Source organism: Paenibacillus soyae, assembly GCF_024623455.1.
GTDB lineage: Bacteria > Bacillota > Bacilli > Paenibacillales > Paenibacillaceae > Pristimantibacillus > Pristimantibacillus soyae.
Window position 1 is genome coordinate 1 of sequence record NZ_JANIPJ010000040.1, and the last position, 23,296, is coordinate 23,296.

The 23,296-nt window shown below is 53.3% G+C and carries 24 protein-coding genes and 1 pseudogene; 7 read left to right on the forward strand and 18 right to left on the reverse strand.

Going from position 1 to position 23,296, the window contains the following annotated elements; translation table 11 throughout:
- Window positions 1-168: 168 nt before the first annotated feature.
- The 9 genes from NQZ67_RS29340 to NQZ67_RS29380 all read right to left on the reverse strand — a co-directional run bounded on the left by NQZ67_RS29340 (window position 169) and on the right by NQZ67_RS29380 (window position 8,199).
- The gene (locus tag NQZ67_RS29340; RefSeq protein WP_257452979.1) at window positions 169-834 is read right to left on the reverse strand and encodes a PspA/IM30 family protein; all 666 of its coding nucleotides are present in this window, start codon (window positions 832-834) and stop codon (window positions 169-171) included.
- 32 nt (window positions 835-866) lie between these two features.
- Window positions 867-1,361 carry a hypothetical protein gene (locus tag NQZ67_RS29345; protein ID WP_257452981.1) on the reverse strand — a complete coding sequence of 165 codons (495 nt, stop codon included), beginning with the start codon at window positions 1,359-1,361 and terminating at the stop codon, window positions 867-869.
- Between the two features lie 148 nt (window positions 1,362-1,509).
- The gene (locus NQZ67_RS29350) at window positions 1,510-2,928 is read right to left on the reverse strand and encodes a PAS domain-containing sensor histidine kinase (RefSeq protein WP_257452982.1); all 1,419 of its coding nucleotides are present in this window, start codon (window positions 2,926-2,928) and stop codon (window positions 1,510-1,512) included.
- 190 nt (window positions 2,929-3,118) lie between these two features.
- On the reverse strand, window positions 3,119-4,243 hold the full coding sequence (locus NQZ67_RS29355; RefSeq protein ID WP_257453021.1) for an NAD(P)/FAD-dependent oxidoreductase: 1,125 nt from the start codon (window positions 4,241-4,243) through the stop codon (window positions 3,119-3,121).
- 74 nt (window positions 4,244-4,317) lie between these two features.
- Complete coding sequence (locus tag NQZ67_RS29360; protein WP_257452984.1) at window positions 4,318-5,235, reverse strand: NAD(P)/FAD-dependent oxidoreductase; 918 nt, start codon at window positions 5,233-5,235, stop codon at window positions 4,318-4,320.
- 234 nt (window positions 5,236-5,469) lie between these two features.
- On the reverse strand, window positions 5,470-6,168 hold the full coding sequence (locus NQZ67_RS29365; RefSeq protein ID WP_257452985.1) for a DUF4367 domain-containing protein: 699 nt from the start codon (window positions 6,166-6,168) through the stop codon (window positions 5,470-5,472).
- Window positions 6,149-6,712 (reverse strand): RNA polymerase sigma factor, encoded by a 564-nt coding sequence (locus NQZ67_RS29370; protein WP_257452986.1) that lies wholly within the window; start codon window positions 6,710-6,712, stop codon window positions 6,149-6,151. The genes NQZ67_RS29365 and NQZ67_RS29370 overlap by 20 nt, the downstream gene beginning before the upstream one ends.
- Before the next feature lie 124 nt (window positions 6,713-6,836).
- A complete protein-coding gene (locus tag NQZ67_RS29375; protein ID WP_257452987.1) occupies window positions 6,837-7,502 on the reverse strand; it encodes a hypothetical protein in 666 nt (221 codons plus the stop codon).
- Window positions 7,503-7,590: 88 nt separating this feature from the next.
- Entirely contained in the window at window positions 7,591-8,199 is a 609-nt protein-coding gene (locus NQZ67_RS29380) for a LysE/ArgO family amino acid transporter (RefSeq protein WP_257452988.1), read from the reverse strand.
- A gap of 128 nt (window positions 8,200-8,327) precedes the next feature.
- Between NQZ67_RS29380 and NQZ67_RS29385 the strand changes: the two genes are divergently transcribed.
- Window positions 8,328-9,779: an aminotransferase-like domain-containing protein gene (locus NQZ67_RS29385; RefSeq protein ID WP_257452989.1), complete on the forward strand. Its 1,452-nt coding sequence runs from the start codon at window positions 8,328-8,330 to the stop codon at window positions 9,777-9,779.
- A gap of 109 nt (window positions 9,780-9,888) precedes the next feature.
- On the opposite strand, the gene NQZ67_RS29390 is transcribed toward NQZ67_RS29385, so the two are convergent.
- The 3 genes from NQZ67_RS29390 to NQZ67_RS29400 all read right to left on the reverse strand — a co-directional run bounded on the left by NQZ67_RS29390 (window position 9,889) and on the right by NQZ67_RS29400 (window position 11,993).
- Entirely contained in the window at window positions 9,889-10,338 is a 450-nt protein-coding gene (locus NQZ67_RS29390; protein WP_257452990.1) for a cell wall hydrolase, read from the reverse strand.
- 352 nt (window positions 10,339-10,690) lie between these two features.
- Window positions 10,691-11,098, reverse strand: a complete 408-nt coding sequence (locus tag NQZ67_RS29395; RefSeq protein ID WP_257452993.1) for a TerB family tellurite resistance protein — start codon at window positions 11,096-11,098, stop codon at window positions 10,691-10,693.
- Window positions 11,099-11,201: 103 nt separating this feature from the next.
- Entirely contained in the window at window positions 11,202-11,993 is a 792-nt protein-coding gene (locus NQZ67_RS29400) for a CPBP family intramembrane glutamic endopeptidase (RefSeq protein ID WP_257452995.1), read from the reverse strand.
- Window positions 11,994-12,154: 161 nt separating this feature from the next.
- Between NQZ67_RS29400 and NQZ67_RS29405 the strand changes: the two genes are divergently transcribed.
- Window positions 12,155-12,427 (forward strand): hypothetical protein, encoded by a 273-nt coding sequence (locus NQZ67_RS29405; RefSeq protein WP_257452998.1) that lies wholly within the window; start codon window positions 12,155-12,157, stop codon window positions 12,425-12,427.
- Between the two features lie 43 nt (window positions 12,428-12,470).
- Complete coding sequence (locus tag NQZ67_RS29410) at window positions 12,471-12,734, forward strand: hypothetical protein (protein ID WP_257453000.1); 264 nt, start codon at window positions 12,471-12,473, stop codon at window positions 12,732-12,734.
- A 47-nt stretch (window positions 12,735-12,781) separates the two neighbouring features.
- Here the strand turns inward: NQZ67_RS29410 and NQZ67_RS29415 are convergent, their stop codons facing one another.
- The 4 genes and pseudogenes from NQZ67_RS29415 to NQZ67_RS29430 all read right to left on the reverse strand — a co-directional run bounded on the left by NQZ67_RS29415 (window position 12,782) and on the right by NQZ67_RS29430 (window position 16,793).
- Entirely contained in the window at window positions 12,782-13,336 is a 555-nt protein-coding gene (locus NQZ67_RS29415) for a 4-hydroxybenzoate synthetase (protein ID WP_257453002.1), read from the reverse strand.
- Between the two features lie 10 nt (window positions 13,337-13,346).
- Window positions 13,347-14,189, reverse strand: a pseudogene (locus NQZ67_RS29420) (bifunctional 3-deoxy-7-phosphoheptulonate synthase/chorismate mutase); the annotation flags it as partial.
- Window positions 14,190-14,204: 15 nt separating this feature from the next.
- Window positions 14,205-15,434: a phenylacetate--CoA ligase family protein gene (locus NQZ67_RS29425; RefSeq protein WP_257453006.1), complete on the reverse strand. Its 1,230-nt coding sequence runs from the start codon at window positions 15,432-15,434 to the stop codon at window positions 14,205-14,207.
- 15 nt (window positions 15,435-15,449) lie between these two features.
- Window positions 15,450-16,793, reverse strand: a complete 1,344-nt coding sequence (locus tag NQZ67_RS29430) for a phenylacetate--CoA ligase family protein (protein ID WP_257453008.1) — start codon at window positions 16,791-16,793, stop codon at window positions 15,450-15,452.
- A 275-nt stretch (window positions 16,794-17,068) separates the two neighbouring features.
- Here NQZ67_RS29430 and NQZ67_RS29435 point away from each other — a divergent pair, with 275 nt between their 5' ends.
- The 3 genes from NQZ67_RS29435 to NQZ67_RS29445 are packed head-to-tail and all read left to right on the forward strand — an operon-like array spanning window position 17,069 to window position 18,662.
- Window positions 17,069-17,581 carry a hypothetical protein gene (locus tag NQZ67_RS29435; RefSeq protein ID WP_257453009.1) on the forward strand — a complete coding sequence of 171 codons (513 nt, stop codon included), beginning with the start codon at window positions 17,069-17,071 and terminating at the stop codon, window positions 17,579-17,581.
- Between the two features lie 30 nt (window positions 17,582-17,611).
- Complete coding sequence (locus tag NQZ67_RS29440; protein ID WP_257453011.1) at window positions 17,612-18,379, forward strand: hypothetical protein; 768 nt, start codon at window positions 17,612-17,614, stop codon at window positions 18,377-18,379.
- 52 nt (window positions 18,380-18,431) lie between these two features.
- Entirely contained in the window at window positions 18,432-18,662 is a 231-nt protein-coding gene (locus tag NQZ67_RS29445; protein WP_257453013.1) for a hypothetical protein, read from the forward strand.
- A gap of 53 nt (window positions 18,663-18,715) precedes the next feature.
- On the opposite strand, the gene NQZ67_RS29450 is transcribed toward NQZ67_RS29445, so the two are convergent.
- The gene (locus tag NQZ67_RS29450) at window positions 18,716-20,140 is read right to left on the reverse strand and encodes a VOC family protein (protein WP_257453016.1); all 1,425 of its coding nucleotides are present in this window, start codon (window positions 20,138-20,140) and stop codon (window positions 18,716-18,718) included.
- Window positions 20,141-20,238: 98 nt separating this feature from the next.
- A complete protein-coding gene (locus NQZ67_RS29455) occupies window positions 20,239-21,864 on the reverse strand; it encodes an RNA polymerase sigma factor (RefSeq protein ID WP_257453018.1) in 1,626 nt (541 codons plus the stop codon).
- 831 nt (window positions 21,865-22,695) lie between these two features.
- Here NQZ67_RS29455 and NQZ67_RS29460 point away from each other — a divergent pair.
- Window positions 22,696-23,112, forward strand: coding sequence for a VOC family protein (locus NQZ67_RS29460; RefSeq protein WP_257453019.1), 417 nt, complete (start codon window positions 22,696-22,698; stop codon window positions 23,110-23,112).
- The last annotated feature ends 184 nt before the right edge of the window (window positions 23,113-23,296 follow it).

Below are 23,296 nucleotides of genomic sequence, written 5' to 3' on the forward strand. Positions count from 1 at the left end.
TACCCGAGAATACAAGCAAAATAACCTACAAAAAGAAGATGCCCATCCCAATATATGGGTGTGGACATCTTCTTTTTGTTTGAACTTTATTGTTCACTTGAAAATGCGTAAGTTCTTCAGTGGCCTCGCGCTGTGCTCGGCTCCTTTTGGCGTTTTTTGGCGTGATCTTTAACCGGTTTGCCTCTCTCCGCGCGCAGCCTTCAAGCGTTCCAGCTCGGCTTGAACCGCCTCGCGGCGCTCCAGCTGTTCCAGCGTCGGCTGCTGCGGGACAGTCGAGAATTGCCGCGCCGACGCGCCGGCCTCCAGCATGCGAACCTTCTCTTCCAGACGGTCGAAGCCGCGTACAGCCTGGTCGGCACGATATGACGTATAAGCCGATGCGCTCTCGATGGCGCGGGCGGCCTTCGCCCTTAGCGCAAGAAAATGCAGACGGTTGTTCCAGTCACGATACAGCTCTTTGAGCCGGACAAGCTCTTGCTTGAGCGCCGAGATCTGGCCTCGGATGACGGCAAGCGTCTGTTCGTAGCCATGCAGCAGCTTATCCTGCTGGAGCTTGTCCGCAAGCGCGAGCTCTGCGATCCGTTCTTCTTCGCGGTCTACCGCGAGCTCCGCTTGACGCATCCGTTTCAAGGCGATTTGCGTCGTGTGCTCGATCAGCAGCAGGAATTCTTGCTCAGCGGCAAGCTGCGCCGCTAGAGCCTCGGTCGTTTTTTCGATTTGTTCTTCCAATTGCCGCAAGCCATGCTTCGCCATCGTCACCGGATCCTCGCATTTGTCGAGCAAAGCGTGCATATCCGCCGCCGCAATCTCTTTTACCCGTTTGAATACTCCCATTCCGAACTCCTCCTCATCATTAGCTTTCCACTCTATCTTCTCGCGTCGCGTTCCCATTCGTCCAAGAAGCTTCCAGTATCCATGGCAGGAATACCGTGCCGCTCTGCAACAATGCCCATATACGACGGCCCCATATCTTCAACGCCTTTGGCTTTTGGCCGTAACGTCAGCAGTATGACCAGGCCAAGTACGCCCCATAGCGGCGATAACAAGCTCGATAGCGTCAAACCGGCTGCGATCGCGCAACCCACGCGTATGATGCCGGATGCTTTCGTCCACAGCCAGACGATTCCCGCCAGAGCAATAAGCTTCAACATCGCCCATATCGGCCCGAGCCCAGTTGCAAACGGCTGCTGATGGACGACCTGCCGAACCATAAATCCGCCGTGTCCGCCCCTGCCCGGTCCATGCTGCACATAGACGTAGTTGGTGTAGCCGTGCGTCCCGAGCAAATTCGCGATCAGCAGGACCGCTCCGATTACGGCCATGCCTGCAACCGCCCACCATACGATATGATTCTTCTTCATGCTGCCACCTCCTCCCGACTCGAGTTTATCGTACAATCCCATCATAAAACTCGAGTCTGAAACGAAGATGAGCGGCAGCTTAGAAAAGGATAAGGACAGGCTGAAAAAAGGCTGAACGGATGTGAGGAGGAGCTTCGTGAACGGAAATTTATCGACGCTGGATCGGCAATGAAATTTCGACTAGCGTGCCTTTGCCGATTTCGCTGTCGATGCTCAAAACACCGCCATGGTTTTCGATAATTTTGAAGCTGAGCATCATGCCGAGTCCCGTGCCCTTCTCCTTCAGCGAAAAAAAGGGCTGTCCGATCCGCTTCACCTTGTCCTTCGGAATTCCGCAGCCCTGATCCTGAAAGCGGATGCAGATGTTATCCCGTTGAACGGTTAGACCGATGTCGATCTCCCCGCCGTCCGGCATGGCCTCGAGCGCGTTTTTCAGAACATTAATGAATACTTGCTTCATTTGATTTCCATCGCAAGCCAACATAAACGATGCATGCTGATAGGATCGGTTCAGCTGAATATTATTAAGAATCGCCTGAGTCTCCAACAGCGTCGCCGTATGCTCCAGAAGAGCCGCTATATCCTGATTGGCGAAGCTGGCGGCCTGAGGCTTCGCCAAGACCAGCAGCTCGTTAATGATCATTTCAATACGTCCGAACTCTTCATCGACAACGTTATAATAAGCCGCTTTCATCATGCCGGATTGCATAAGCTGGAAGAAGCCTTTGATCGCGGTTAACGGATTTCGGATTTCATGCGCGATGCCCGCCGCCAATTGACCGGCAAGGGTCAGCTTCTCCGAATGAAGCAGGATCTCCTCCGCTTCCTTGCGCTCCGTAATATTTCTGGCTATACCGAATATCTTCTCGATCTGTCCGTCCTTGTCCCGGATCGTTCGGATCGTCGTTTCCATCCAGACGTAATGACCGTCCGCATGTCGGGAGCGGTATGTAATCGTATGGGCTTCGGCGTTCGGCGTTAGAATCGTTTTCGAGAGTAAATCCACATCTTCGTGATGGACGAAATCGCCGGACCTTCTGCCAACTATATCCGATGGCTCGAAGCCGAGCACGCCTTTTACGGAAGGAGACACGTATTCGAAAGTGCCGTCAGGCCCTATGAAGGTTATAATATCCTGCGAGTACGTGGATAAAATATCAAAAACCTGCTCTATTTTTTTCAGCTTCTCCACTTTGCATTTCAATGCCGATATATCCTGAATTTGAGCGATAAAAGAAACAGGGTTGTTCTTGGCGTCCCGGACGATAGACAGGGTCAGCTGAGCCCATACGCTATATCCTTCTTTATGCTGATAACGCTTCTCCACCTGATAAGTGCTGATATCCCCTTCAATCAATTTATGAACGAATCTGAAGTCTCTTTGCAATTCTTGGGGCAAGGAGACGGAATGGACCGTAAGCTCTAAGAGCTCTTCTTCGGAGTATCCCAGAAGCTTGCATAAGGCGGGATTCACTTTCAGCCACCTGCCGTCAAGATCCACCAGGGCCATCCCGATCGAAGCATATTGAAAGGCATTCGTAAATAAGGAGTCTTGCACAAGCAGCATTGGTTGACACACCTTTCATATCCGTAAAAAAATATTTATTTTATTAATTTTATTTTATTAATCCATTCGACCTGAATAAATAAATTCCTTTGTCGAAGTTTGTACGATAATGACAATTGAAAAATATTAAAAATTAATTGTCGAAATATTTTAAGTGTAAATAAAAAAACCGCGCGATTCGCGCGGCTTTTTATGATCCAATTGCGGTTCGAATATCGTACTCATGCGCCTCGATATCCAGAGGCAGCCCCATCGCCAGCTTGGCCAGCTGCAGGCCCAAGAACGGTCCCACGGTTAAGCCCGATGAGCCAAGTCCGTTTGCCGCGACGAGCCCCTCCCAGCCGGGAATCTCGCCGATGACCGGAAGAAAGCCGGGGGTAAAGGGACGGAAGCCTACTCGGGTTTCCAAGTACGTGGCATCGGCCAATCCGGGCGCTACGGCTAGTCCTTTCGATAAAATTTCTTGCATGCCGCCAGCCGTCGCCCTCGTATCGTACACCTCCGTCACATCCTCGTGCGTCGAGCCCATGACGATTCTTCGGTCTTCGAATGCAAGCAGATATTGATTCGATGGAGGCATGACGACAGGCCATTCGCCGGTGTCCTCGTTAGTCTGAAGCTGAACGTGCGTAATTTGCGCTTTCTGATAGCTCACCAGGAACCGGATGCCAAGCGGCTGCAGCAGAGGAGCAGCCCATGCTCCCGCGCAAATGATGGTTTTGTCCGCAGGGATGCTCTGCCCGTCGACCGCAACTCCCGTCACGCGATTCTGCTCATAGGTCAGCGCCGCATCGCCGATTCGAAATTCGGCTCCGTGTCTCCGGGCCGATCGGATCAGCGCGTCGCGAAGCGCTCGGCCGTCTACACGGGCGGCGCCGCTTACATGCACGGCTTGATAGACATCCGACAACGGGGGGAAGCGCTCTACGGTTTCCTGCTCGCCGCAAATCGCGATCTCTCCGATTTCCGGGGCGTCTTCGCGGCGCAGGCGCGCTCGCTCCTCCAGCTTCGCAAGCTTCTCCGGCTCCTGATGGATATGCAGCGCACCGACCCGAGCGTATCCCGTGTCCGTCTCGCCGTCCTGTTTCAGCTCATCCACGAGCTCTGGATAATAGCGGGCGCCTGCCTTCGCCAGACGATACCAGGATTGATTTCGCCTTTGCGATAGCCAAGGGCAAATGATGCCGGCGGCGGCGTTCGTCGCCTGCCCATGATCCTGCCGGTCGATCAACAGCACCTCCTCTCCCCTTTTGGCCAGCTGATAAGCCGCAGACGCTCCGAGAATGCCTGCTCCGATTACGATGCATTTCATAATGGCTGCTTCCTTTCCTTCTAACTGTCACCATTATAGCCGATTATGAAATTTCGTACGAACGAAGGAAGCTATCGCTATTGCTCCAGGCCCTGCCAATCCTCTTCAACCAGGTCCGCGAAGACGGTCATGGCCGCTTTGCTGCCGGATGCCGCCGCCAGGATGAGCTGGGAAGGCATTACGTAAGCCGAATCGCCTGCCGCATATACGCCGTCTGCATTGGTTTTGCCCATCGGATCGGTTACGATGCCGCCGTTAGCCGTCGTTTGATAGCCCAAGGCTTCGGCGAACGCAGCATTCGGTATTTGAACGGGATCCACGAAGCCTCCGCTCCGCTCGATCGATGTTCCATCCGCAAAATGAACCCGCTTCAGCAAGCCGTCGCGCCCCGAAACCGAGACGACGGGCGTATCTACGATTTGCACGCCTCTTCTCTCTAACTGCTGCCGCTGTTCAGCCGACAGATGGTCGCTGCCGTTCGTGCATAGGACGACATCCGAACTCCAATTGAGGACGAGCTTCGTCTTATGAAACGCGGCCGCGGTGTCCGATATGACCGTTAGCGGCTGATCCTTCAGCTCCCAGCCGTCGCAGAACGGGCAGACGAACAAGCTTTTTCCGTAATAATCCCGAACGCCTTCGATTTCGGGCAGCTCCTCCCTTAATCCAGCCGCCAGAATCAGCTTGCGAGCCGTTATTTGAACACCCGAGGCCCCATGAAGGACGAAGCCTTGTTCCGTTCGTTCGATTTCGGTTACCTTCTCTTGCACATGCTGCACGGATGGGTACTTCAGCACCTCCTCGTAAGCGATCCGCCGGAACTCGGCCGGCTGTACGCCGTCTCGAGTAAGGAAGCCGTGCGAAGCGTGCGTTACGCCGTTTCTCGGCTGGTTGTTGTCTAGCAAAGCAACGCTTCGTCTTGCCCGGCCTAGCACAAGCGCCGCGTTTAATCCTGCCGGTCCGCCGCCGACAATCGCGCAATCATAATGGTTCATCTTAATCCCTCCAATTGTTATGAAGTCATTATAGACAATAAATATCCATAATAAATCCAAAAGAAAAAACGCTTCTTCAAGCGACGCCTCAATGGTGAAAATCTAATATTACAGCTATGTTAATTACAGACTTTATGTATCTATAATAGCTTCAATCAAACCTGCCGTCAACCTGCAAAAAAACCGTTCACCCTGGAGTGAACGGCTTGAAGCGCAGTTTTTGGCTTCGCGTTTTTATACGGCTGATTCAGCCGCAGCGACGGCTTCGTCAGCCGTCAGAGGGCCGGTAATGGAGAATTGCACGCCGTCCACGACCCAGAACAGCTCGGTAAGCTCCGGCTGCTCGAAGACGTGCGCGTCCACGCCTCCAACCTGCGTCTTGGTGAACAGCTCCGCCGGAAAAGCGGCCTGCATTCGGCTTGCAGCGAAAGTAATCGTCTTCTCCCCCGACGTATAAGTGAATATCGCGTCCCTTACGGGCTCGCCCGGCATACCCACGGTAACGATTTCCGATAGTGCGAATCCTTCCGGCAAAGCATTCGGCACAAGAAGTCCTTCCCCGAATGCGGCCTTCGCCTCTTCAACCGTGCCTACCGTCGTTGTGATCAACTCCGAAAGTCCTGAGCCGCTTCCTGTTCCGACCGCCCCATCATTGGTTGACGGCACGCTGACTACGGGCGGATCGGACGGGACTGGAGTTACCTCCGATTGATTAAGCAGCGGGAACGCCGCGAACAGCAGCACGGCCGCGGCCGCTCCAACCGTTCCCAAAACCCAAGCTTTAGGCATTGCATTTCGCCTTCCTTTCTTCTCAGCAGCTGCTTGCTGCCTGATTTGTTGTTTCATTCGGTCGCTCATTTCCAAGCCTGCGAATAACAGATCATTTGCCTCCACGCGAAGCTGCTCGCGTAATTTACGATCCTTGTCGGTCATTGATCGCTTCCTCCTTCTTGATCTCGCGGGCCATCGCTTCCCGCGCCCGATGCAGCCTGTTTCGCACGGTCCCTTCGGGAACCGAGGTCGCTTCCGCGATTTCCCGCGTGCTAAGATCCAAATAATAATACAGATAGAGCGCTTCTTGATAAGGCAGCGGCAGTCGAAGCAAATGCTGAAGGACTTCGCTTTTCTCCAGTCTGGCCAGCGCCTCGTCCTGCGCGCTAATCGTTCGTCCCCTGTCGATCCGGCTGAAATCGGTCGGCTGCTCCGCGAACATCCGAACGCCCATTTTGTCTCGGCATACATTGACGGCAATCGCAGTCAGCCACGTTTTGACCGAGCTGTTGCCCCGGAAGGAAGTCCAATTGCGATAAGCGCGCAGGAAAACTTCCTGGCTTATATCCTCCGCGAGATGCCGGTCTCCAGTATAAAAATAAGCGGTGCGCATAATGAGTGTGCCATAAGCTTCCATCAGCTGTTCAAGCGCTCCTGCGGGATCCTTCGAGAAATGCTCCTTGTTCATTAAGCCGGCCGGCTTCATGGAATGTTCACCTCCACCCTATTAGACGGGATGACTTTGATTTTCGCTTCATGTCGTTCGACGAAAAAAAATCCGCGATGCTCGCGGATGGAAATAAGTATACAGTGGCCTGCTAAGACTGCAGCTATTGCGCTCCTTTAAGAAACTCCGCTAGCTCTTCCACGTCGTAGGTTTTAAGCAACATTTGTTTATGATCGAAGACGAGCATAACGGGATACCGCTCAATGCCCAGCTCCTTCTCAAAATCCACAATATGATGCTCGGGAAATACGTCGCCGAAGCTCATGTTGGTATTCGTACTGGTAAGCAGCCCCATGAGTTGTTCTCTCATTTCGGGCGTTAGCTCGTTATCCTTGCCCGACATTACCGTCGTTTCGTATCGGCTTTTGCCAGGGGATAATAAGGAGTCGTATTTCTCTTCATAGGTCATCTCCAGCAGAATTACTTCTTCGGCTTGGTAAGCTGCTTGCTTGTCTCGCCGGGGCGGATTGACTAACACCTTCTGCCCGACTTTCAGGTCTGCGAAGTCGGCTTCCGAGCCGTCTTCGTGCCGGATAGCCAAATCCTCCATTTGTTCTATCAGGATGGAGACGCCGTAATCGTTAACCCCGCCGCGAACGTCCCGTTTGGTCCATTCGGATATATCCACTTCGATGCCGCGGCTCTGTGCATTGATCGAACTGATCGTGCCCACCATTTCATCGTCCTTGTAATGACCATATGGCCTCGTGCAGGCCGCAAGCATCATGCAGATAGCTAGCAAGATGAGTAGAGCTGTCTTTTTAGACAATATGACCGCCTCCCCCCTTCATATCTACCGGCACGGCCGATAATTTACTAACGTCATCGGAACGGAAAAAGTTCATTCCCCCCAAATATCAGCGGAAAAGTGATAACCCCATGTAGATAGCCATACCCCAAATAATGATTGCCGAAACCTTGTTTATTTGGGTTATGAACTTACCTCTAGAATCAAGCTTCACTACCTGGCGACCAACGAACGCTAACCCAAAAAACCAAATCCAGGAGACGAGGATAATGCTGATCGTGAACATCCATTTTTCTGCACCGCTATAATTCAAAGAGTTAATACCAATGACCCCGATTGTATCCATAATAGCGTGAGGATTCAGTAAGGATACGGAAGCGGCAAACAGAATTTGCTTTTTGGGTTCACTTTGTCGTTGCGATGCACTCTCGTTAGGCTCACTCCTCCAGATCGCCCATCCCATATAAATTAAAAAAACAAATCCGAATCCATAGAGGACTGCCTTTAGCCAAGAGAAGGTGAATACGACTACAGACACGCCTAGTACGGCTATGGAGATCAGAATCGTATCACAAATGGACGCCGTGATAATAGCAGGAAGTGCTCTGAAATAGGAAGGTTGATTTGCACCTTGATTAAATACAAACAAATTTTGAACCCCTAAAGGCAGTATAAGCCCAAAGCCTAAAAGTAGTCCGTGAAATAGTATCTCCAGCAAGATCATTTTCTCCTTCTTTGTAAAGAATACTCTCTAGTATAAATCGATCTTGCATTTCGTCTCCACCCAAATGGATGACCACTATACCAACCAATTGTTATACTAGACTCAAAGGAGAGGAACTTCATATGGACTGGAAACCGGACTTCTCATCCGAAACTCCACTTTACATTCAAATTAAGGATTTTATTACAAATAAAATATCACTCGGCGAGTGGGCCGTGGGGACCAAAATCCCTTCGCAGCGCGCGCTGGCTGAGCTTTTTAATGTGAATCGAAGTACAGTTGTAAGCGCACTGAACGATTTAATGGCCGAGGGATTACTCGAGGGTAACACCAAAGGCGGAACTAAAGTCATCAATAACACATGGAATCTGCTCGCGGCATCGCCTCCTCCAGATTGGAGCTCTTATGTGCAAGCAGGCACTTATTATCCGAATCAACCTGCCATCCAGCATATTAACCGCGCTGAATTTCAAGAAGGAATTATTCGCCTTGGAACTGGAGAGCTTTCTCCGGATTTGCTTCCTTCTGAACAGATGAAGCAAATTTTTGAGAAGCTTTCAGCAAAACCCTTTTCATTGGGCTATGAAGAGCCAAAGGGGAACCGGCATTTGCGGGAACAAGTGGTGGAATACTTGCGTGATCTCCATATCCAAACCTCCCCTTCCAACATACTGATCGTATCCGGTGCGCTCCAAGGATTACAGCTTATATCTATGGGGCTGCTTCCAAGAGGCGCATCCATCCTTTTGGAGAAGCCTTCCTATCTATATTCCGTACATGTTTTTCAATCAAACGCAATGAAATTGATCGGTGTTCCCATGGACGTAGAGGGCATACAGACAAGTTTGATAAGCCGTTACAAAAAGGGTTATAATGCTTCACTGCTTTATACCATTCCTTCTTTCCACAATCCAACAGGCTGTTTGATGCCAGAGTCTAGACGACAAGAACTCATGAAGGTTTGCGCGGATGAAGGACTCCCCATTATTGAAGATGACGTATACAGGGAGCTTTGGTTCGATGATCCTCCGCCTTTGCCGCTCAAGGCCAGGGACCCGAATGCTTTAGTTCTATACCTGGGGAGCTTATCCAAATCCTTAAGTCCAGGTCTTAGAATTGGTTGGGTTGTCGCGCCGGAACCGGTGATCGAACGGTTAGCTGATATCAAAATGCAGTTTGATTATGGTTCAAGCTCCCTATCCCAGCGGGCCGCCGCCGAATGGATGGAAAGCGGCTTGTACCAACAGCATGTAACCCAAATTAGAGAGCACCTGAAGAGGAAACGGGATCTGACCCTTCAGCTGTTGAATACTTATTTCTTGGGAATTGCGACATGGTCGGTGCCTTCAGGCGGCTTTTATATTTGGATCCGGCTAACAGTGGATGTACCGATGCAAATGCTGTTTGATCGCGCATACAAAGCAGGGATTTTGTTAAATCCGGGATCTATTTATGATCGAAATGCGGGAAGCTTCTTGCGTATTTCCTATGCCTATGCCAAGATGCATGAACTGGAGTGGGGAATATCCAAATTGGCTGATTTGGTTAAAGAAATCAGCATATCTGCTGTTTAGTCAACCCTATACTTCCGTTAACGTAACGAGGCTGCCTATCGACACCGGCAGCCTCATTTGGTCATTTTTTCAGCGATCGTTCCCAGTTAGGCTTAATCTTCTTCCGATTTTATCGGTAAATTTCCGCGCATTCCGTGCTTGTGGGTTGGTAAAAACAATGATTTTTCCAGACACCCGCGAGCGGTTGACCGTACCACTCTGCGGGGCAAGCTTGAGTTGTTGGCCCCCACGGGTTGAAATACCACAGCGAGTATTTTGAAGGCCATTCTCGCCAGCCTCTTATGGTCTGTTCAGCTAGCCGCCGCTCTCGTTCCCGTGTCTTCTGATAAAACTCGGGTTCCAATATGGCGTCGAACATGGCATCGCCATTCATATAGTGATAAATAACATCATTAATATTGTTGACGTTCTTGAAGTCCGAACACCTGACTACGGCCCGATTAACCACGACAGCGCCAACCGTTAACATACCCTTTTCGCCTTCCGCCTGTGCCTCGCCCCTCATAAGCCGCGCCAACAAATCAACGTCGGACGACCTATACTTAACCCTCGCACCCATGGTAATACCCCCTTCAACTGGTTAACACACTATATTCACGTTTTGGCAAAATGATCGTTGGCGTTCGGGGTGGATCACATGCGTGCCAGGGTGTCAAAACTTAAAGAAGCAACCGCCGGCTGCCGTCGTGTTCTCAATGGGCTAGTTAACATATAAGCAAGTGAGTATATCGCGATTTCTCCTATTCATGAATCTTTTTTCAAGCTTCATTCCTAGTTTTTCAGCTACTTTTATGGAAGCGTGGTGGGTTGCCGGCATATTTGCGCATATTCACAGAACCTCACTCCCATTCGAGGCTGCTATTTACATATACTGGGATGAAATAAAAAACCGCGTTTCCGCGGTTTTCCTGCTAGGTGCCTAGGATCAGCTTCATGCCTTCGACCTTCAGCTTATTCATCTGCTCGACCCATTTCCGGAACTTCGCGAATGTCTCGTCATCATAGCCGAACAGCTGCTGCATCTCGCCGGCAATCCGTTTCTCTTCGTCGTTATAATTACCGTCCGCGAAGATAAGCAGAAGCATCTCGGCCAGGAAGATATGCTTCAGCCGTTCGTCCTTCAAATGACCGACCAGATCGGCCGTCGACAGACTGGCATCCGCGCTGGGCTCCCAGCCGTCCAGGCCGAGCTCGTTCTCCCAGCCCTGAATATAGTTCCACTCATTGCGGTTCACGAAGCCGTCCGACTTCGCGATGCGATGCGCTAGCTCCAGGAAAGCTTCTTTGTGCTCGCGTTCTGTAATAAAATGCAAAAACAAGTTGACTCACTCCTCTACTGGCATCCGAAGCGCCCCCATTGGAACGACAGGAACATATGTCCAGTTTAGTAGAGTCGGGACGGAAATTCAACTTCAACCCGGCTTAACGCGCGAAAACTAAACCGCTAAGCACCATCAGCACGTTGATGCTGCCATGCCAGAAGATGGCCGGCGCGATGCTCCCCGATCGAACCGTCACGCCTCCGAAGTACAGGCCGCCGACCGCAAAAGCGATACAAGCCCCCCACGGATAACCAAGCGCGTAATGCTGCAGCCCAAAACCGATGCTCGTCGCCGCGACCGCCCACTTCTCGCCTAATTGCTCGGCATACCGGCTAAGAAGCACGCCGCGCCACAGCAGCTCCTCCAGCACGTTAATGACCGCGAATAGCAGAGCGAACAATGCGTAGAGCTGGAGCTGGCTCCACCCGTTCCGGATGACGAACGGCAAGAAAGCGATTCCGCTTGCGGAGAGAGCGATCAGATAAAACCTACTGACCGTCGTACGGCGTATTCCCCGCCAGATCCAGGGGATGTCGAACGAATCGTTCCAATTGGGCTTCTTCCAATAGTTCATAAGCGGCCGCTTCACAAGCAAAGAATACGCGGCAAGCGGAATAAGCATGATGACTAGCGAAGCGCGGTTTAATAGAATATGCAGCGAGTGGGGCTTCACTTCATCAATCCATATCGCATTTACGGTCAGATAAAGATAGAACCCGGCTCCCAGACAGCAAGTGGTCAGAACAAAAGCTCTCATCGTTTTGTCCAGCAGCAGCAGAGAAGCAACCCCTGCCCAGATCAAAGCAGCGGTAATGGCATTAGCCTGTAGAATCACGATTAACGATGCGAGAAGAGCCAACGACAATGTTTTCCGCATCACACCCGATGGCATGAATAATGACCTCCTGTCTATACGATATCGCCCGCTTTGCTGGCAAATAGCGGATTTACGGAGCGGCTAGCCAAGCACCCATATGTACGAACGAACCCGCACATATATTGGTTTATATGAAAGGCTACTAGATCCCTTTAGAAGGAAGTGAGACTAGTGTTATGAATTTGAAAAAATTAAGCATTACGGATAGAGCTATCTTTATCCTAGGACTAACGTTAGCCGGAGTCATCACGTTTGTTCTTGTCGCTGGCGTCGCGCTTGCTCTCCTCAAGATGTACTTGGACCTGCGGCAAAAAAACGGTAAGGGTCGCGCCGTGATGATTCGAAGCGAAGCAACGAGATCCGATGCGGCGGCAAGCGATCCGGAGGACTCGCCCTCTTCGGATGAGCGCGTCCTGTTAGACTCGCCGGAGCAAGACGATTCCAGGTGAAGCCGCTCGTGATGAAAGTCGGTACCGGAAGGAGGTGCAGCCGTTGTCCAAGGAGAATGAAGAAGAGTCCAAATTATTCAACGCCATTCAACGCGAATTCGCGGAATTCGCAAGCCTCTATTCGGAAGCCGTGAAAAGCGGCGCGGATATAGCGGGCAAGCAGGTTTTGGAATCGCTGCTCGATGCGAACCGCGCAGAGGAGATTCCGTCAGGCAAGCTGTTCGCGGCCCTCAGAACCGGCGTCCGCCACGCTGGCGAACAACTGATCCAGCTAGGCTGGGGATTCATTCATAGACCGAAGAAGTGATGAATAGACCGCCTCCCCGCTGGACCGGGAGGCGGTCTTTTTTCTTTTTACACTCCGTCCGCTTGCTCTAGCCGTTTCAACCGGTATGGGATAAGCTCTGGATTATAATATTCAAGCAACTGAATGCCGGGTACGAGTCCGAAATAAATGACGTATTTTTTGTAAGGCACCGGCTTGCTTAACGCAGGGAAACGCAGAGTGACCGGCTTCCCGAACAAGTCGACCGCCTCTTCGCCGCGCAGCCTCCCGGATTCGATGACCTTCCGGAACGATTCCACGCCGATGCTGCTGATCGCCTTCCCGATTCCTTCTTCCTTGTGCGCAATCTTCTCGAACAGAGCCTGCGGCACGTTCTTGGAATGCACCAGCGCAATATTATGGGATACCACGAATCCGCTCCCCGCGCCGCTCAACACCGATTCTCTCAAGTAATAAGGCGAGCCTTCCTCTGCTTCGCCCTCCCCCTCATTCCACTGTTCTTGGCGCATGACGGTGACATGCATCTTCTCGCCCAGCAACGTTTCAAGCAGATCCGTGGTTCGTCCGTCCGTGACCAGAAGCATATCGAAGATGAGGCGGGACCATACATCTACCTTTTCCACGTTCCGCCTCCTATTCGCGGTATAAGCCCGAATCGCGGACTCCGTTCCAGAATGCGTGGAATTCGTCCACGTTCATTTGCTGTTTGGCGTCGGACAGCGCGGCCGGAGGATTCGGATGCACCTCGACCATGATGCCATGGGCGCCTGCGGCAAGGCCGGCTTTGGCGCACGGAAGCATAATATCCTTGCGGCCGGTGGAATGCGTAACATCGACGAACACCGGCAGATGCGTCTCTTGTCTGAGAAGCGGAACCGCGGAAATATCGAGCGTGTTGCGCGTCCATTTCTCGAACGTCCGAATGCCGCGTTCGATCAGCATGACTTGGTCGTTGCCGCTTGCCAGAATATATTCGGCGGCGAATATAAATTCTTCGATCGTAGCCGATAGTCCGCGCTTCAGCAGCACCGGCTTGCCGCTTCGGCCAACGGCTTTGAGCAAATCGAAGTTTTGCATATTGCGGGCGCCGATTTGGAAAATATCAATATAAGGCGAAGCCTTCTCTATCTGCTCGGAACTCATGATTTCGCTGATCGTCACCATGCCCACTTCGTCCGCGACTTCCTTCATGAGAACAAGACCCTCTTCGCCGAGCCCTTGGAAATCGTACGGAGACGTTCTTGGTTTGTAAACGCCTCCCCGCAGCACCTCCACGCCCGCGGCCTTGAGCGCCCGCGCAACGGTCAGAAGCTGCTCGCGCGATTCGACGGAGCACGGGCCGGCAATCAAGACGTGCGAGGCCCCCCCGAATTCGGTCTGCTTGACGCGGATCACCGTATCTTCGCTTTTATATTGCCGGCTGACGAGGAGCTTTTGATTCTGCGCTCCCTCCTTTTTTCCCTCTGAGCTCATGAATGAGCCCTCCTCTCTTTATCTTTTCTGAATATAGACCGGTTTGGTCGATGGCGTGTTATCCAAGAGTGACGCGCGGTCAAGCAAGAAGCCGTCCCCGACGACTTCGACCGACACGGGCACTCGCAAGGCGTCCGACAAGACCGACCGGATGTCGTCCTCGTCCCACTCAGCGCTCAGATGGGAGTCCAGCACAAAATGAAGACCGTTCTCCAGCTCGATCGCTCTCCAGGCGTCGGGCGCCGGCGACAATGAATAGACCGCCTCCTGGATGTCCAGCGCGTCCAAGACCGCTTCTCCTAAGCGGATTCGCTCCTTGCCCCTGCCGTAATGCGTCAGCTTCGCCGTCTCCCGGCCGCAGGAACAGCCGGGCGGGTCGACCGAAATGACGTCGCCGTTGAAATAACGAAGGAGCGGAGAGCCTTGGTGGGAGAGCGTCGTAATTGCGGCAAAGCCTCTGACTCCGGGAGCAATCGGCCCCCCCCCGTCTTCTTGCAGCACCTCGACCACAAAGTCCTCCTCGACAATATGCATGCTTCCGTATTCGCACATCGTGGCGATATTCGCCGTTTCCGTAGAGCCATACATATTGAAGACGGGTACGCCCCACAGCTTCTCGATGTGCCGTTTCCTGCTTGCGCCCAGCAGCTCTCCTGCCACGCAGATGGCCCTTAGAGCCGGAAAGTGACGAGTCGGTTCAAGCTCTTGCAGGCGCGCCGTCTCGGCCAGCAGCTCCATCTCCCGCGGCAGCCCCGCCATCACGGACACCTGCAAGCGCCGCAGCAGCTCCAGGACACGCGGATACTTCGACACGACCGTGCGGCTGCTCGCGGGCACGACTCCCGCCCCGGTCTGCGAAGCGGCCTGCTGCATGAGGAAAGCCGGCAGAGCAAGGGCGTACGGGAAACGGATCAGCACGAGATCGTCCTCCGTCAGTCCGACGCCGCAGGCCGCCAGCTGCCTCCCGCCGGTCGTCAGATCCTCGGCCGTGAACCAGGAAGCGGACGGTTCGCCGGTCGTTCCCGTCGACTCGAAATATTGCGCGACCTGCTTTCGATCGACCGCCAAATGTCCGAAGGTGCCCGCCTGGCGCAAATCCTCTTTGGTCGTCAACGGGAGCTCTTGAATGCGATCGATCCAGGCATGCCGGCTTGAATGATTCCGGAGCTTCATTTGGTATAGGGGAGATCTTTGTAGCCGGGACATAAGCCCGCCGAACTTCGCCTCCCGCTCCCTCCCGTTTTTCATACCCTCACCTCCTGATTAAATAAGGATCCGGGTCGCTTTGCCGAAGGTTCTCGGAATATCCCGGCGAATGTCGACCTCGCAGGCCACGCCGATGCGGTCGGCCATATGCTTTTTAATTTTTTCCGCCAGCTGATCATCGGTTAACGTCGTACGGAACGGCTCCGCTTCGATCTTCAGCGTTCCTTCTCCAGGCTTAAAGTGATACCACATGCCCACATCGGGTATTTCCATCAGGAAGTGCTCCAGCATGAATGGGGAATAATCCTCGCCGCCGAGCGTGATAATGTTCTCCATCCGGCCTCTCAGATGAAGAACGTCCATTGTCAATCCGCACGTACAGCTGGATTTTTGCAAGTAGCCGATATCTCCCGATCGATAGCGGATCATCGGCATGGCTTCACGCAGCAGCGTCGTCACCACGATTTCGCCTGTTTTGCCGTAAGGCAGCTTCTGTCCCGTCTCCGGATCAACGATCTCGACTTTGACATGTCCTTCCATGACGTGATAACCCTTATGCTTGCTGCACTCTACCGCGACTACGCCGCATTCGGTCGAACCATAGAAGAACGATACCTCGCAGCCCCACCATTTCTCGAGCCGCTGCCTGAACGTATGGGAGCATCCTTCCCCGGTCAGGTATATTTTTTTGAGCTTGATATCCTCCCCGATCCGGATGCCGTACCGTTCGCTCTCTTCGGCGAGCAGAGCCGCGTAGGAAGGCGTCGTCGCGAGAACCGTGGCCTGGTACTCCTTCATGAGCTCGAGAGACTTGTCGACGGGAGCCATATAACCGCCTTTGCCAAGCGATAAGACCGCCGTTCCGAACGCGAATTGGAACAACCGCTGGAAGCCGAGTCCGGGCAGCGCGAATTCATACGGCAAAGCGACTGCCGCCACATCGACGTCGGATTCTTGGAATAGCTCCAAGTATTTCGGAAGCAAATCGTACACGTATTGATCGGCCAGCGTATATGCGGTATAGATCGGCTTGCCCGAGGTCCCGCTTGTCAGGTGGACCTGCCCAATCTCTTTCGGCTCCACGCACAGAATTTTTTGTTTGTCGCCTCTAATGACGTTTTTGTTCAGCATCGGCACGTCCGCCAGCTGCTCCAGACTATCGATGACCGGCTTCGTGAAGCCATGCTCTTCCAGCTTGGCGCGATAATATTCGTTTCTCTCCCAGACATGGGCAAGCGCCGCGTTGATTGCTTGCAGCTGGTAGTCTTCGATATCCTGCCGGGGCAGCTTTTCAATAGTAAGAGACTGATCGTCCAACGCTTTGAAGAACTGCTTGAACACCTCCAGGTGGGAGGAATGATCGTCCATCGAAACCGTCATTTTGTGCGTTTGCATTTTCATGGCGTCCGAACCTCCCGTCTCCTTGCGATCGCTTCATAAAGCCGCATACTTACGCCTCCTCCTCTTCAGAATCTCTATTAACAAATGCAAGATTGATTAGAGTTGCTTCGGACAAACATATATTTTTGCTAGAATTAGTAGTTTATCCAGTCGCATCTTGAAAACCGTTCATAAAGTATCTAGAAATAGCGTTCGTTCAATTGAGAGATTGAGGGTAGAAGCTCTGCTTTCAAAGGATCACGAAGCTTAATATTGGCATATGGAGGTTGATCGAATTGGCAAATGACGGCTCCTATGAGAACCAGCTGAAGGAAATCAAAAAGCTGCATAGGGAAGGCGTGGATGGAGACCAGAAAGCCGTAAAGCTCGCAAACGAAAGACTAACGAAGCTCCGCCAGTCCCAGCCCGGGAACGCGATCATCGAAGCCTATTACGGCAGCTCGTTGGCTTTATTAGCTCGTGATGCCGCTAAGCTTACGGTGAAAGAGGAATTGGCTAGAGAAAGCTTGGAGGCATTGGACCGGGCCGCTGCGATCGATCCCGGCAACAAGGAGGTGCGCCTGCTTCGGGCCAACGTCTGCCTGCGGCTCCCGGATTCACATTTTCAGACGGCGCAAACGGCAATCGAGGACTTTTCTTTCCTCTTAAACCGGAATCAAGCCGCTGCCGGCTATCTTACTCCGGTCGAAGTCAGAGATGTGCTGGTAAACTTGGGCAAGGCTTACGAAACCGCCGGGAGAGCGGACATGGCGCAGCATGTCGCGCTGCTGCTGGCTCGGCTTACCTAATATAAAGGAGAATGAGAGGAGGCAAGCTCCATGAGCAAACCGAAAAAAAAGAATGCCGAAAGCGTCAAAAGCAGCGCGGTCCAAGGGAATTTCGACGCATTATTCCAGCAGGCCGTCGAGCTTCACAACAGAGGAGTGGCGGGTGATTCGGCCGCCGTGCAGCAGGCGTACGCGCAGCTGGAACAGCTGTTTAAGAGCTACAAGGGTCGTCCATTATTGGAGGCTTATTTCGGCAGCGCGATGGTCTTGGTCGCGAGGGACAAATCGGATACTTCGGAGAAATACAAATGGGCGTCTCAAGGCTTGAAGCACTTGGATCAGGCGGTCGCCGCAAGCCCGCGGGACGGGGTCATCCGGCAGCTCCGCGGCAGAAACGCGTTTAACCTGCCGGAACAATATTTCCAGCGCACGCAAACGGCCATCGAAGATTACACAGCCGTAATCGAGCAGCAGCAGCGGGGCGAGCTGCAGCTGGATGCGGAGCAATACGCGAAGATTGTTTACGAGCTTGGGGAGGCGTACGCCCGCATCGGCCGGAACGCGGATGCCGCCAATGTATGGCGCAGATTGGAGACCGAGGCGGGCGGTTCCACCGTGCAGCCGCTTGCCGCTCAGCGGCTCCAGCAGGTCGCGAACCGTCCGGCGGTCGAATCGGTCTTAAGCGAAGTTTCGAACACCGTGGTTGTCGATGCGACCCGCGCGATCGGCACCCTTCTCGTCAGATGGGCGCAGAAGGAATTGGAGAAAGAGCAAGGAAAGCAGAAGAAGAACAAAGCGAAGGCAAAAAAGAAAAAGTAAACGTATAGGAAACGGCGGCTTTCCTCTTGCGCTCTGAAAGGAGGTGAAACGCATGTCCAAAAAAGCCAAAAAAATCGCTAAGCAGGTAAACAGCGGCTCCCGGTCCTTAATGAGATCGGTCATGAGAAGCGGCGCCAACAATATCGGCAACGCCCTGATGGAAGCCGTGACGGAAGCGAACGGCCCCTCCGACATCGTATTCGGCAGAATCATGACCGCTGTGAGAAGCGGCGCGATCGCCACAGGCTCAGAGGTTGTAAGAGAAAGATTGTCTAGACTGTAACCGAATATGGCGCAAGAGGCCCCGAACCGGCAGCCGGTTCGGGGCCTCTTCCATTAGTTCAAGCTTACGGACTTGATGGTAACCGCGCTTCCCGGCTCCGCGCCAATCCCGAGTCTGAATCGGCATGCCTTATAGTCGCCTTCGCGATCCAGCACGACTCGGCCGTCAAGAGCGAGCGACGTGCGGCCTCCCTCCAGCCTCCACTCGATTCGCGCCAGCTCTCCATAGGGCAGAGAGGCGTCGTCGATCCAAGCTTCCTCCTTCGTCGCCGGATCAATGAAACACAATTTGCCTTCGCTGTTCCACCGAAGCATTTCGGTTGATCCGGCATAAAGAATGGCTGAACGCGTGGAGCTCGACACTTCCGCCTTCAGGACGAACGGAGCCTCGTACACGCTCCCGGATCGGGCGAAGCCTCTCCGATCGTCGCATCCGAGCCATAATCCTTCCGCCATGGACATCGCATGGCACGAAGGATCCGCAATAAGCCGGTCTTCCTTGCCGGCGCTGCCTCCGATTGGAAGAAACAATGGGCTCTCGTCTGCGGTCAGCTCTTCTACCGCAAACGATTTGAGCGTGATTTGCCCCATGACCCCGGCGATTCCGGCATGACCGCTCGCGCCCCCGAAGTAACCTTCTTGTCTATGGAACAACTGGCCGTCGATATGAATGTCCATAAACCGTTCCTGAATGGTCCACGAGACGCGCGCCCACTGCCCGACCGGAACGCCTCCTTTGCCATGAAACGTAAAATGTTTGTTCATCGCCGGATGAACAATGAACAAATCCTCGCCGCTCCCCTTCTCGTTCACCTCGGGAGAGTTGCCGAAATTCAAGGCCGCCGTACCGTGCGGACCGAAGCTCAGAAACAACGAGCCCTTATCGAGACGCACCTTCGCTTCGAGCCTTACAGGTACCCGGTACTCGGTATCGGTATACGCCTTCCCCGTCAGCTCCATGCCTTCCGCCGTCTCCTTGGCAAGAGCCGCATGTTCGCTGACGCTCAGCACCGCGCCGCCCGCATCGTAGCGAATCGATGCCTTGGAGACCTGGACTGGCGCCGCCTCTTCCTCGCTTCCGGGGTCGCCGCAGATCATGAGCAAGTTGCCGTCCGGATCGCGGAACGTAAAGAACGCCATTCCCGGGAAGTCCATAATATCTTCGACAATCTCGATGCCGGACTCCTTGACGAACGAATAGGCCGCCCTCACGTTTGAAGAGTTCAGCATGAGCAACGCTCTTTCCCCGCTCGCCAACCCGCTGTCGTAACCGTTCTGATCCAGAACGAAGTCGGAGCCTCCGTCCATTGCGATCGCGTGAACCTTCTCCGTCGTCGTCGACCGGTCCGGCATGCCGAACAGCTTATGATACCAGTTCACGGAACGCTCCATGTTGCGGACATGGATGAATACGCCCCCCACCTTGTTTTGGATCGGATGATTCCCTTTTGCGTTTTCGAATGTCGTTTGTTGTCCCATCGTTCCTTTTCCTCCTTCGGTTAGGCGTTCATTTGCCTTCATAAAGGGTGATGCATCCCCTGCCGAAATTCTTACACCTTACGCTAAAAAGTTTATGGTCAATCCGTCAGGAACGAGGAATAGCGTTGTATCGACCAGGCCGCCTCCTCCAGCGAATCGGCTGCTTCGAGCTCGAGCTGCAGGGCGCGGCTCAAGAGCTGAGCCGTCCGATCGGCCGGTCCCGGAGCGGCGGGATCGGCGCCGAAGGGCAGCGGGAACAGCTCGGACACGCGTCCCATCGATTCGGCGATTCGCTCGAACAGGCGATTCGCATGATGAATGGCGGCGCAAGCCTGCTCCGGGAAGGCGGATCCATGCCAAGACCCGGCGGCGCACTGGCGAAGGAACGCCGCGGCATGACTGCGCGCCTCCGCGACAACCGCCAGGTTATAAGCGACGCTGAGCGGCTCAACCGGCTGCTGCCGATCGAATGAATCGATCCATAAGCGATAGGCGGCGGCGCCGCTAACCGAATACGGCATCCCATCCGCTTCGCCGCGAATGCAGCGAACCGCATGGAGGAGCAGGCTCGCGATCCCGTTCCGGTAGGTACCGGGCAGCGGCTTTCCCGGCACGGCGGCGAACCACTCCGGTTGGGAACGTCCGCGTCCCAACTCAGAATATGATAGACGCTTGCCGTTCACGGACGTATCCATGACGGCCCAACTGCCGCTCCCATCGTCATAACCGGTGACAAGGCCGAACTCCTGCTTGTGCAGACCCCAACCGATGACCGGCATACCTTGTCTGAGCGCATGATGCATGTCGTCCATGCAGGCGGCGAGCTGCTCAGGCCGCCGCAAAGGCACTCCCGGCCCTCCATGCAGGGAAACCGTCATGCCGAGATGCTTCCAGCCGGTGCGGACCGATTGGCTCCAATCGAAGGCGTAAGGCCCGCTTATTCCCAAGTCCTTCGCCGCGTGAAACCGGAAGGCATGCCCCGTCGCGGCGAACAGATCGGTTAACCCGATACGGCGCATTCCCGCGGATGCCGCGGTGATCGTCATCATGGACATCAACGTATCGTAGGCTCCGGCATAACGGCCATAGGACGCGTGGACGGCCGAGCCGCATAGATCCTTGCCGGAACGCCGTCTAGCGGACATATAGCTGCCCAGCTCGGCCTCGAACCGATAGTCTTCCAATTTGGTCCGGGCGCGCGACAATGCGGTATAGACCGCGCCGCTGTTCATGCCGTGCCGTTCGGCCGTTTCCTTGACGGTCAATCCTTCAAGCACGTGCGAGGCAAGCACTTGTCTCTCCCGTTCGCCTAATCGACCTAGCTGCGCTTTCGTCTCCTCCAGCGCGTGCGAGCCGATGGCGAGCAACGAAGGATCGTACGGAGCGGTCCCCAACAGGGTTGGCCCCACCTCCTCGGCGGCGCTGTCGTCAATAGGCGTCTCGCGGCGATATCCGCTAGATCGGAGCGCCATTAAGGCTTGGTTCCGCACGAGCGTCCTCAGCCAGGGCATCAGCTTGTCCGGATTTTCGAGGCTTTCTATTCGGCGAATCGTTTGAACCAAAGCATCCTGCACGACGTCTTCGGCTCTCGCCGTATTCCGAACAATTCGGTTTGCCCACAGAAGCATCTTCTTCCGATGCAGCCGAATGAGCTCGGACAACGCCGTTTGATCGCCTTGCTTCGCCTGGTTCACCAACTCATATTGCGACCGCTCATCGCTCACGCCGATCTCTCCTGCTTGTTGAATGGTAGATTCATTTCTCTAACGGATTCATAGAATCAACGCTTCGTCTGATACGCGATTCTAGGAATCCACTTCCATTTTCTAATAGAACTTCCTTCCAGTTTAGACCAACTTTCAATAATTCTACAAGAGATCAGGCAAAATATAAGGCATGCCATTACCTTATGGTGGCGCCTTTGTCATAAGCATTTGGAAAATAGAATTTTCCATCGCCAAACATAGGAGCAACGCCACGCCGGCCTGCTCCCTGTTCTGGTTGAGCTATCGTTCTACGATAGCGAAATGACCTTTTCGGCGATGACAAATTTGCTTACGGAACTCACAGACCTTATTTGCGCTAAAAATCGCATTTATGGATTCTTACGGATCTGTAAGCCCTTATTCATCCGAATGGCCTTTCTCCACCATCAAAATAGTGCAAATAACGTCGCTTAGTTCCCTTATGAGCCTCAAGCTACCAAAAATCTAGCGAATAACGTCTTTGAGTTCCGTTAGGACTCGTAAAGACGAAGTGATATAATTATCCATAACGTCTAAGTGCTCTTTGGTATTTGCCCACAGTAATTTTCCACAACAATTTACCCGTAACCAGAGATTCAGCCCAAAAGAAGTTCCGTTTCCCCTCGAACCAGCTAACGGATAACTTAAAACGCCACATCCTTTGCCTTGCAGACTATATCCGAGATTACTATTCTCTCTTTTTAGTCCATTGAGCTCCATGAGACCGATGAATTCCCGGAGCGGCTGTCGTCTAAATAAACGAAGGCATAAATGAACACAAACTAAATTTGACGAAGAGGTGTTTTGAAAATGGCATTAACGTCCGCATTCACGAGCTTCAACCTGCCTGTAAAAAACGTAGAACAATCGAAAGCGTTCTTCACCGGACTCGGATTCGAGCTCAACCCGCAATTCCCCGATAACGAGAACTCGGTAGCCATCGTGATCGGCGACAACCTGCAGGTCATGTTGATCAATCAAGCATTCTTTAATACGCTCACGGAGAGGGAAACCGTCGATACGAGCAAGTATGCGCAGATGACGATCGCATTGGCCTTCGAGAGCCGGGAAAAGGTCGATGAAATCGTGAATACCGCTGTCTCCTTGGGCGGGAAATTGCACGCTGAACCTGAAGATCATGGGATCATGTATCATTGGGGCTTCGTGGACTTGGACGGCCACCTGTGGGCCATTAACTACATGAACATGGATACGGCACAAGGTTAAGGCTTGCGGAGCGCACGCTCATACAAGGGTTCGAAAAGAAAGACGCCGGGCATCTTCCGAGGCCACTGAAAAAGTCCATCTCATAGAAAAAGGTACAGTCATTCAATTAAATTGAAGAGGCTGTACCTTTTTTTCTGTATAATTGAGTCATAACGAAAAGCAGGTGAGTGCGGATGATTAGGAA

Bases quoted from the DNA above. Each gene is read 5' to 3' on its own strand.
- NQZ67_RS29340 (WP_257452979.1), bottom strand. From the start codon at position 834: ATGGGAGTATTCAAACGGGTAAAAGAGATTGCGGCGGCGGATATGCAC.
- NQZ67_RS29345 (WP_257452981.1), bottom strand. From the start codon at position 1,361: ATGAAGAAGAATCATATCGTATGGTGGGCGGTTGCAGGCATGGCCGTA.
- NQZ67_RS29350 (WP_257452982.1), bottom strand. From the start codon at position 2,928: ATGCTGCTTGTGCAAGACTCCTTATTTACGAATGCCTTTCAATATGCT.
- NQZ67_RS29360 (WP_257452984.1), bottom strand. From the start codon at position 5,235: ATGAACCATTATGATTGCGCGATTGTCGGCGGCGGACCGGCAGGATTA.
- NQZ67_RS29365 (WP_257452985.1), bottom strand. From the start codon at position 6,168: ATGACCGACAAGGATCGTAAATTACGCGAGCAGCTTCGCGTGGAGGCA.
- NQZ67_RS29370 (WP_257452986.1), bottom strand. From the start codon at position 6,712: ATGAAGCCGGCCGGCTTAATGAACAAGGAGCATTTCTCGAAGGATCCC.
- NQZ67_RS29385 (WP_257452989.1), top strand. From the start codon at position 8,328: ATGGACTGGAAACCGGACTTCTCATCCGAAACTCCACTTTACATTCAA.
- NQZ67_RS29390 (WP_257452990.1), bottom strand. From the start codon at position 10,338: ATGGGTGCGAGGGTTAAGTATAGGTCGTCCGACGTTGATTTGTTGGCG.
- NQZ67_RS29400 (WP_257452995.1), bottom strand. From the start codon at position 11,993: ATGCCATCGGGTGTGATGCGGAAAACATTGTCGTTGGCTCTTCTCGCA.
- NQZ67_RS29405 (WP_257452998.1), top strand. From the start codon at position 12,155: ATGAATTTGAAAAAATTAAGCATTACGGATAGAGCTATCTTTATCCTA.
- NQZ67_RS29425 (WP_257453006.1), bottom strand. From the start codon at position 15,434: ATGAAAAACGGGAGGGAGCGGGAGGCGAAGTTCGGCGGGCTTATGTCC.
- NQZ67_RS29430 (WP_257453008.1), bottom strand. From the start codon at position 16,793: ATGAAAATGCAAACGCACAAAATGACGGTTTCGATGGACGATCATTCC.
- NQZ67_RS29440 (WP_257453011.1), top strand. From the start codon at position 17,612: ATGAGCAAACCGAAAAAAAAGAATGCCGAAAGCGTCAAAAGCAGCGCG.
- NQZ67_RS29445 (WP_257453013.1), top strand. From the start codon at position 18,432: ATGTCCAAAAAAGCCAAAAAAATCGCTAAGCAGGTAAACAGCGGCTCC.
- NQZ67_RS29450 (WP_257453016.1), bottom strand. From the start codon at position 20,140: ATGGGACAACAAACGACATTCGAAAACGCAAAAGGGAATCATCCGATC.
- NQZ67_RS29460 (WP_257453019.1), top strand. From the start codon at position 22,696: ATGGCATTAACGTCCGCATTCACGAGCTTCAACCTGCCTGTAAAAAAC.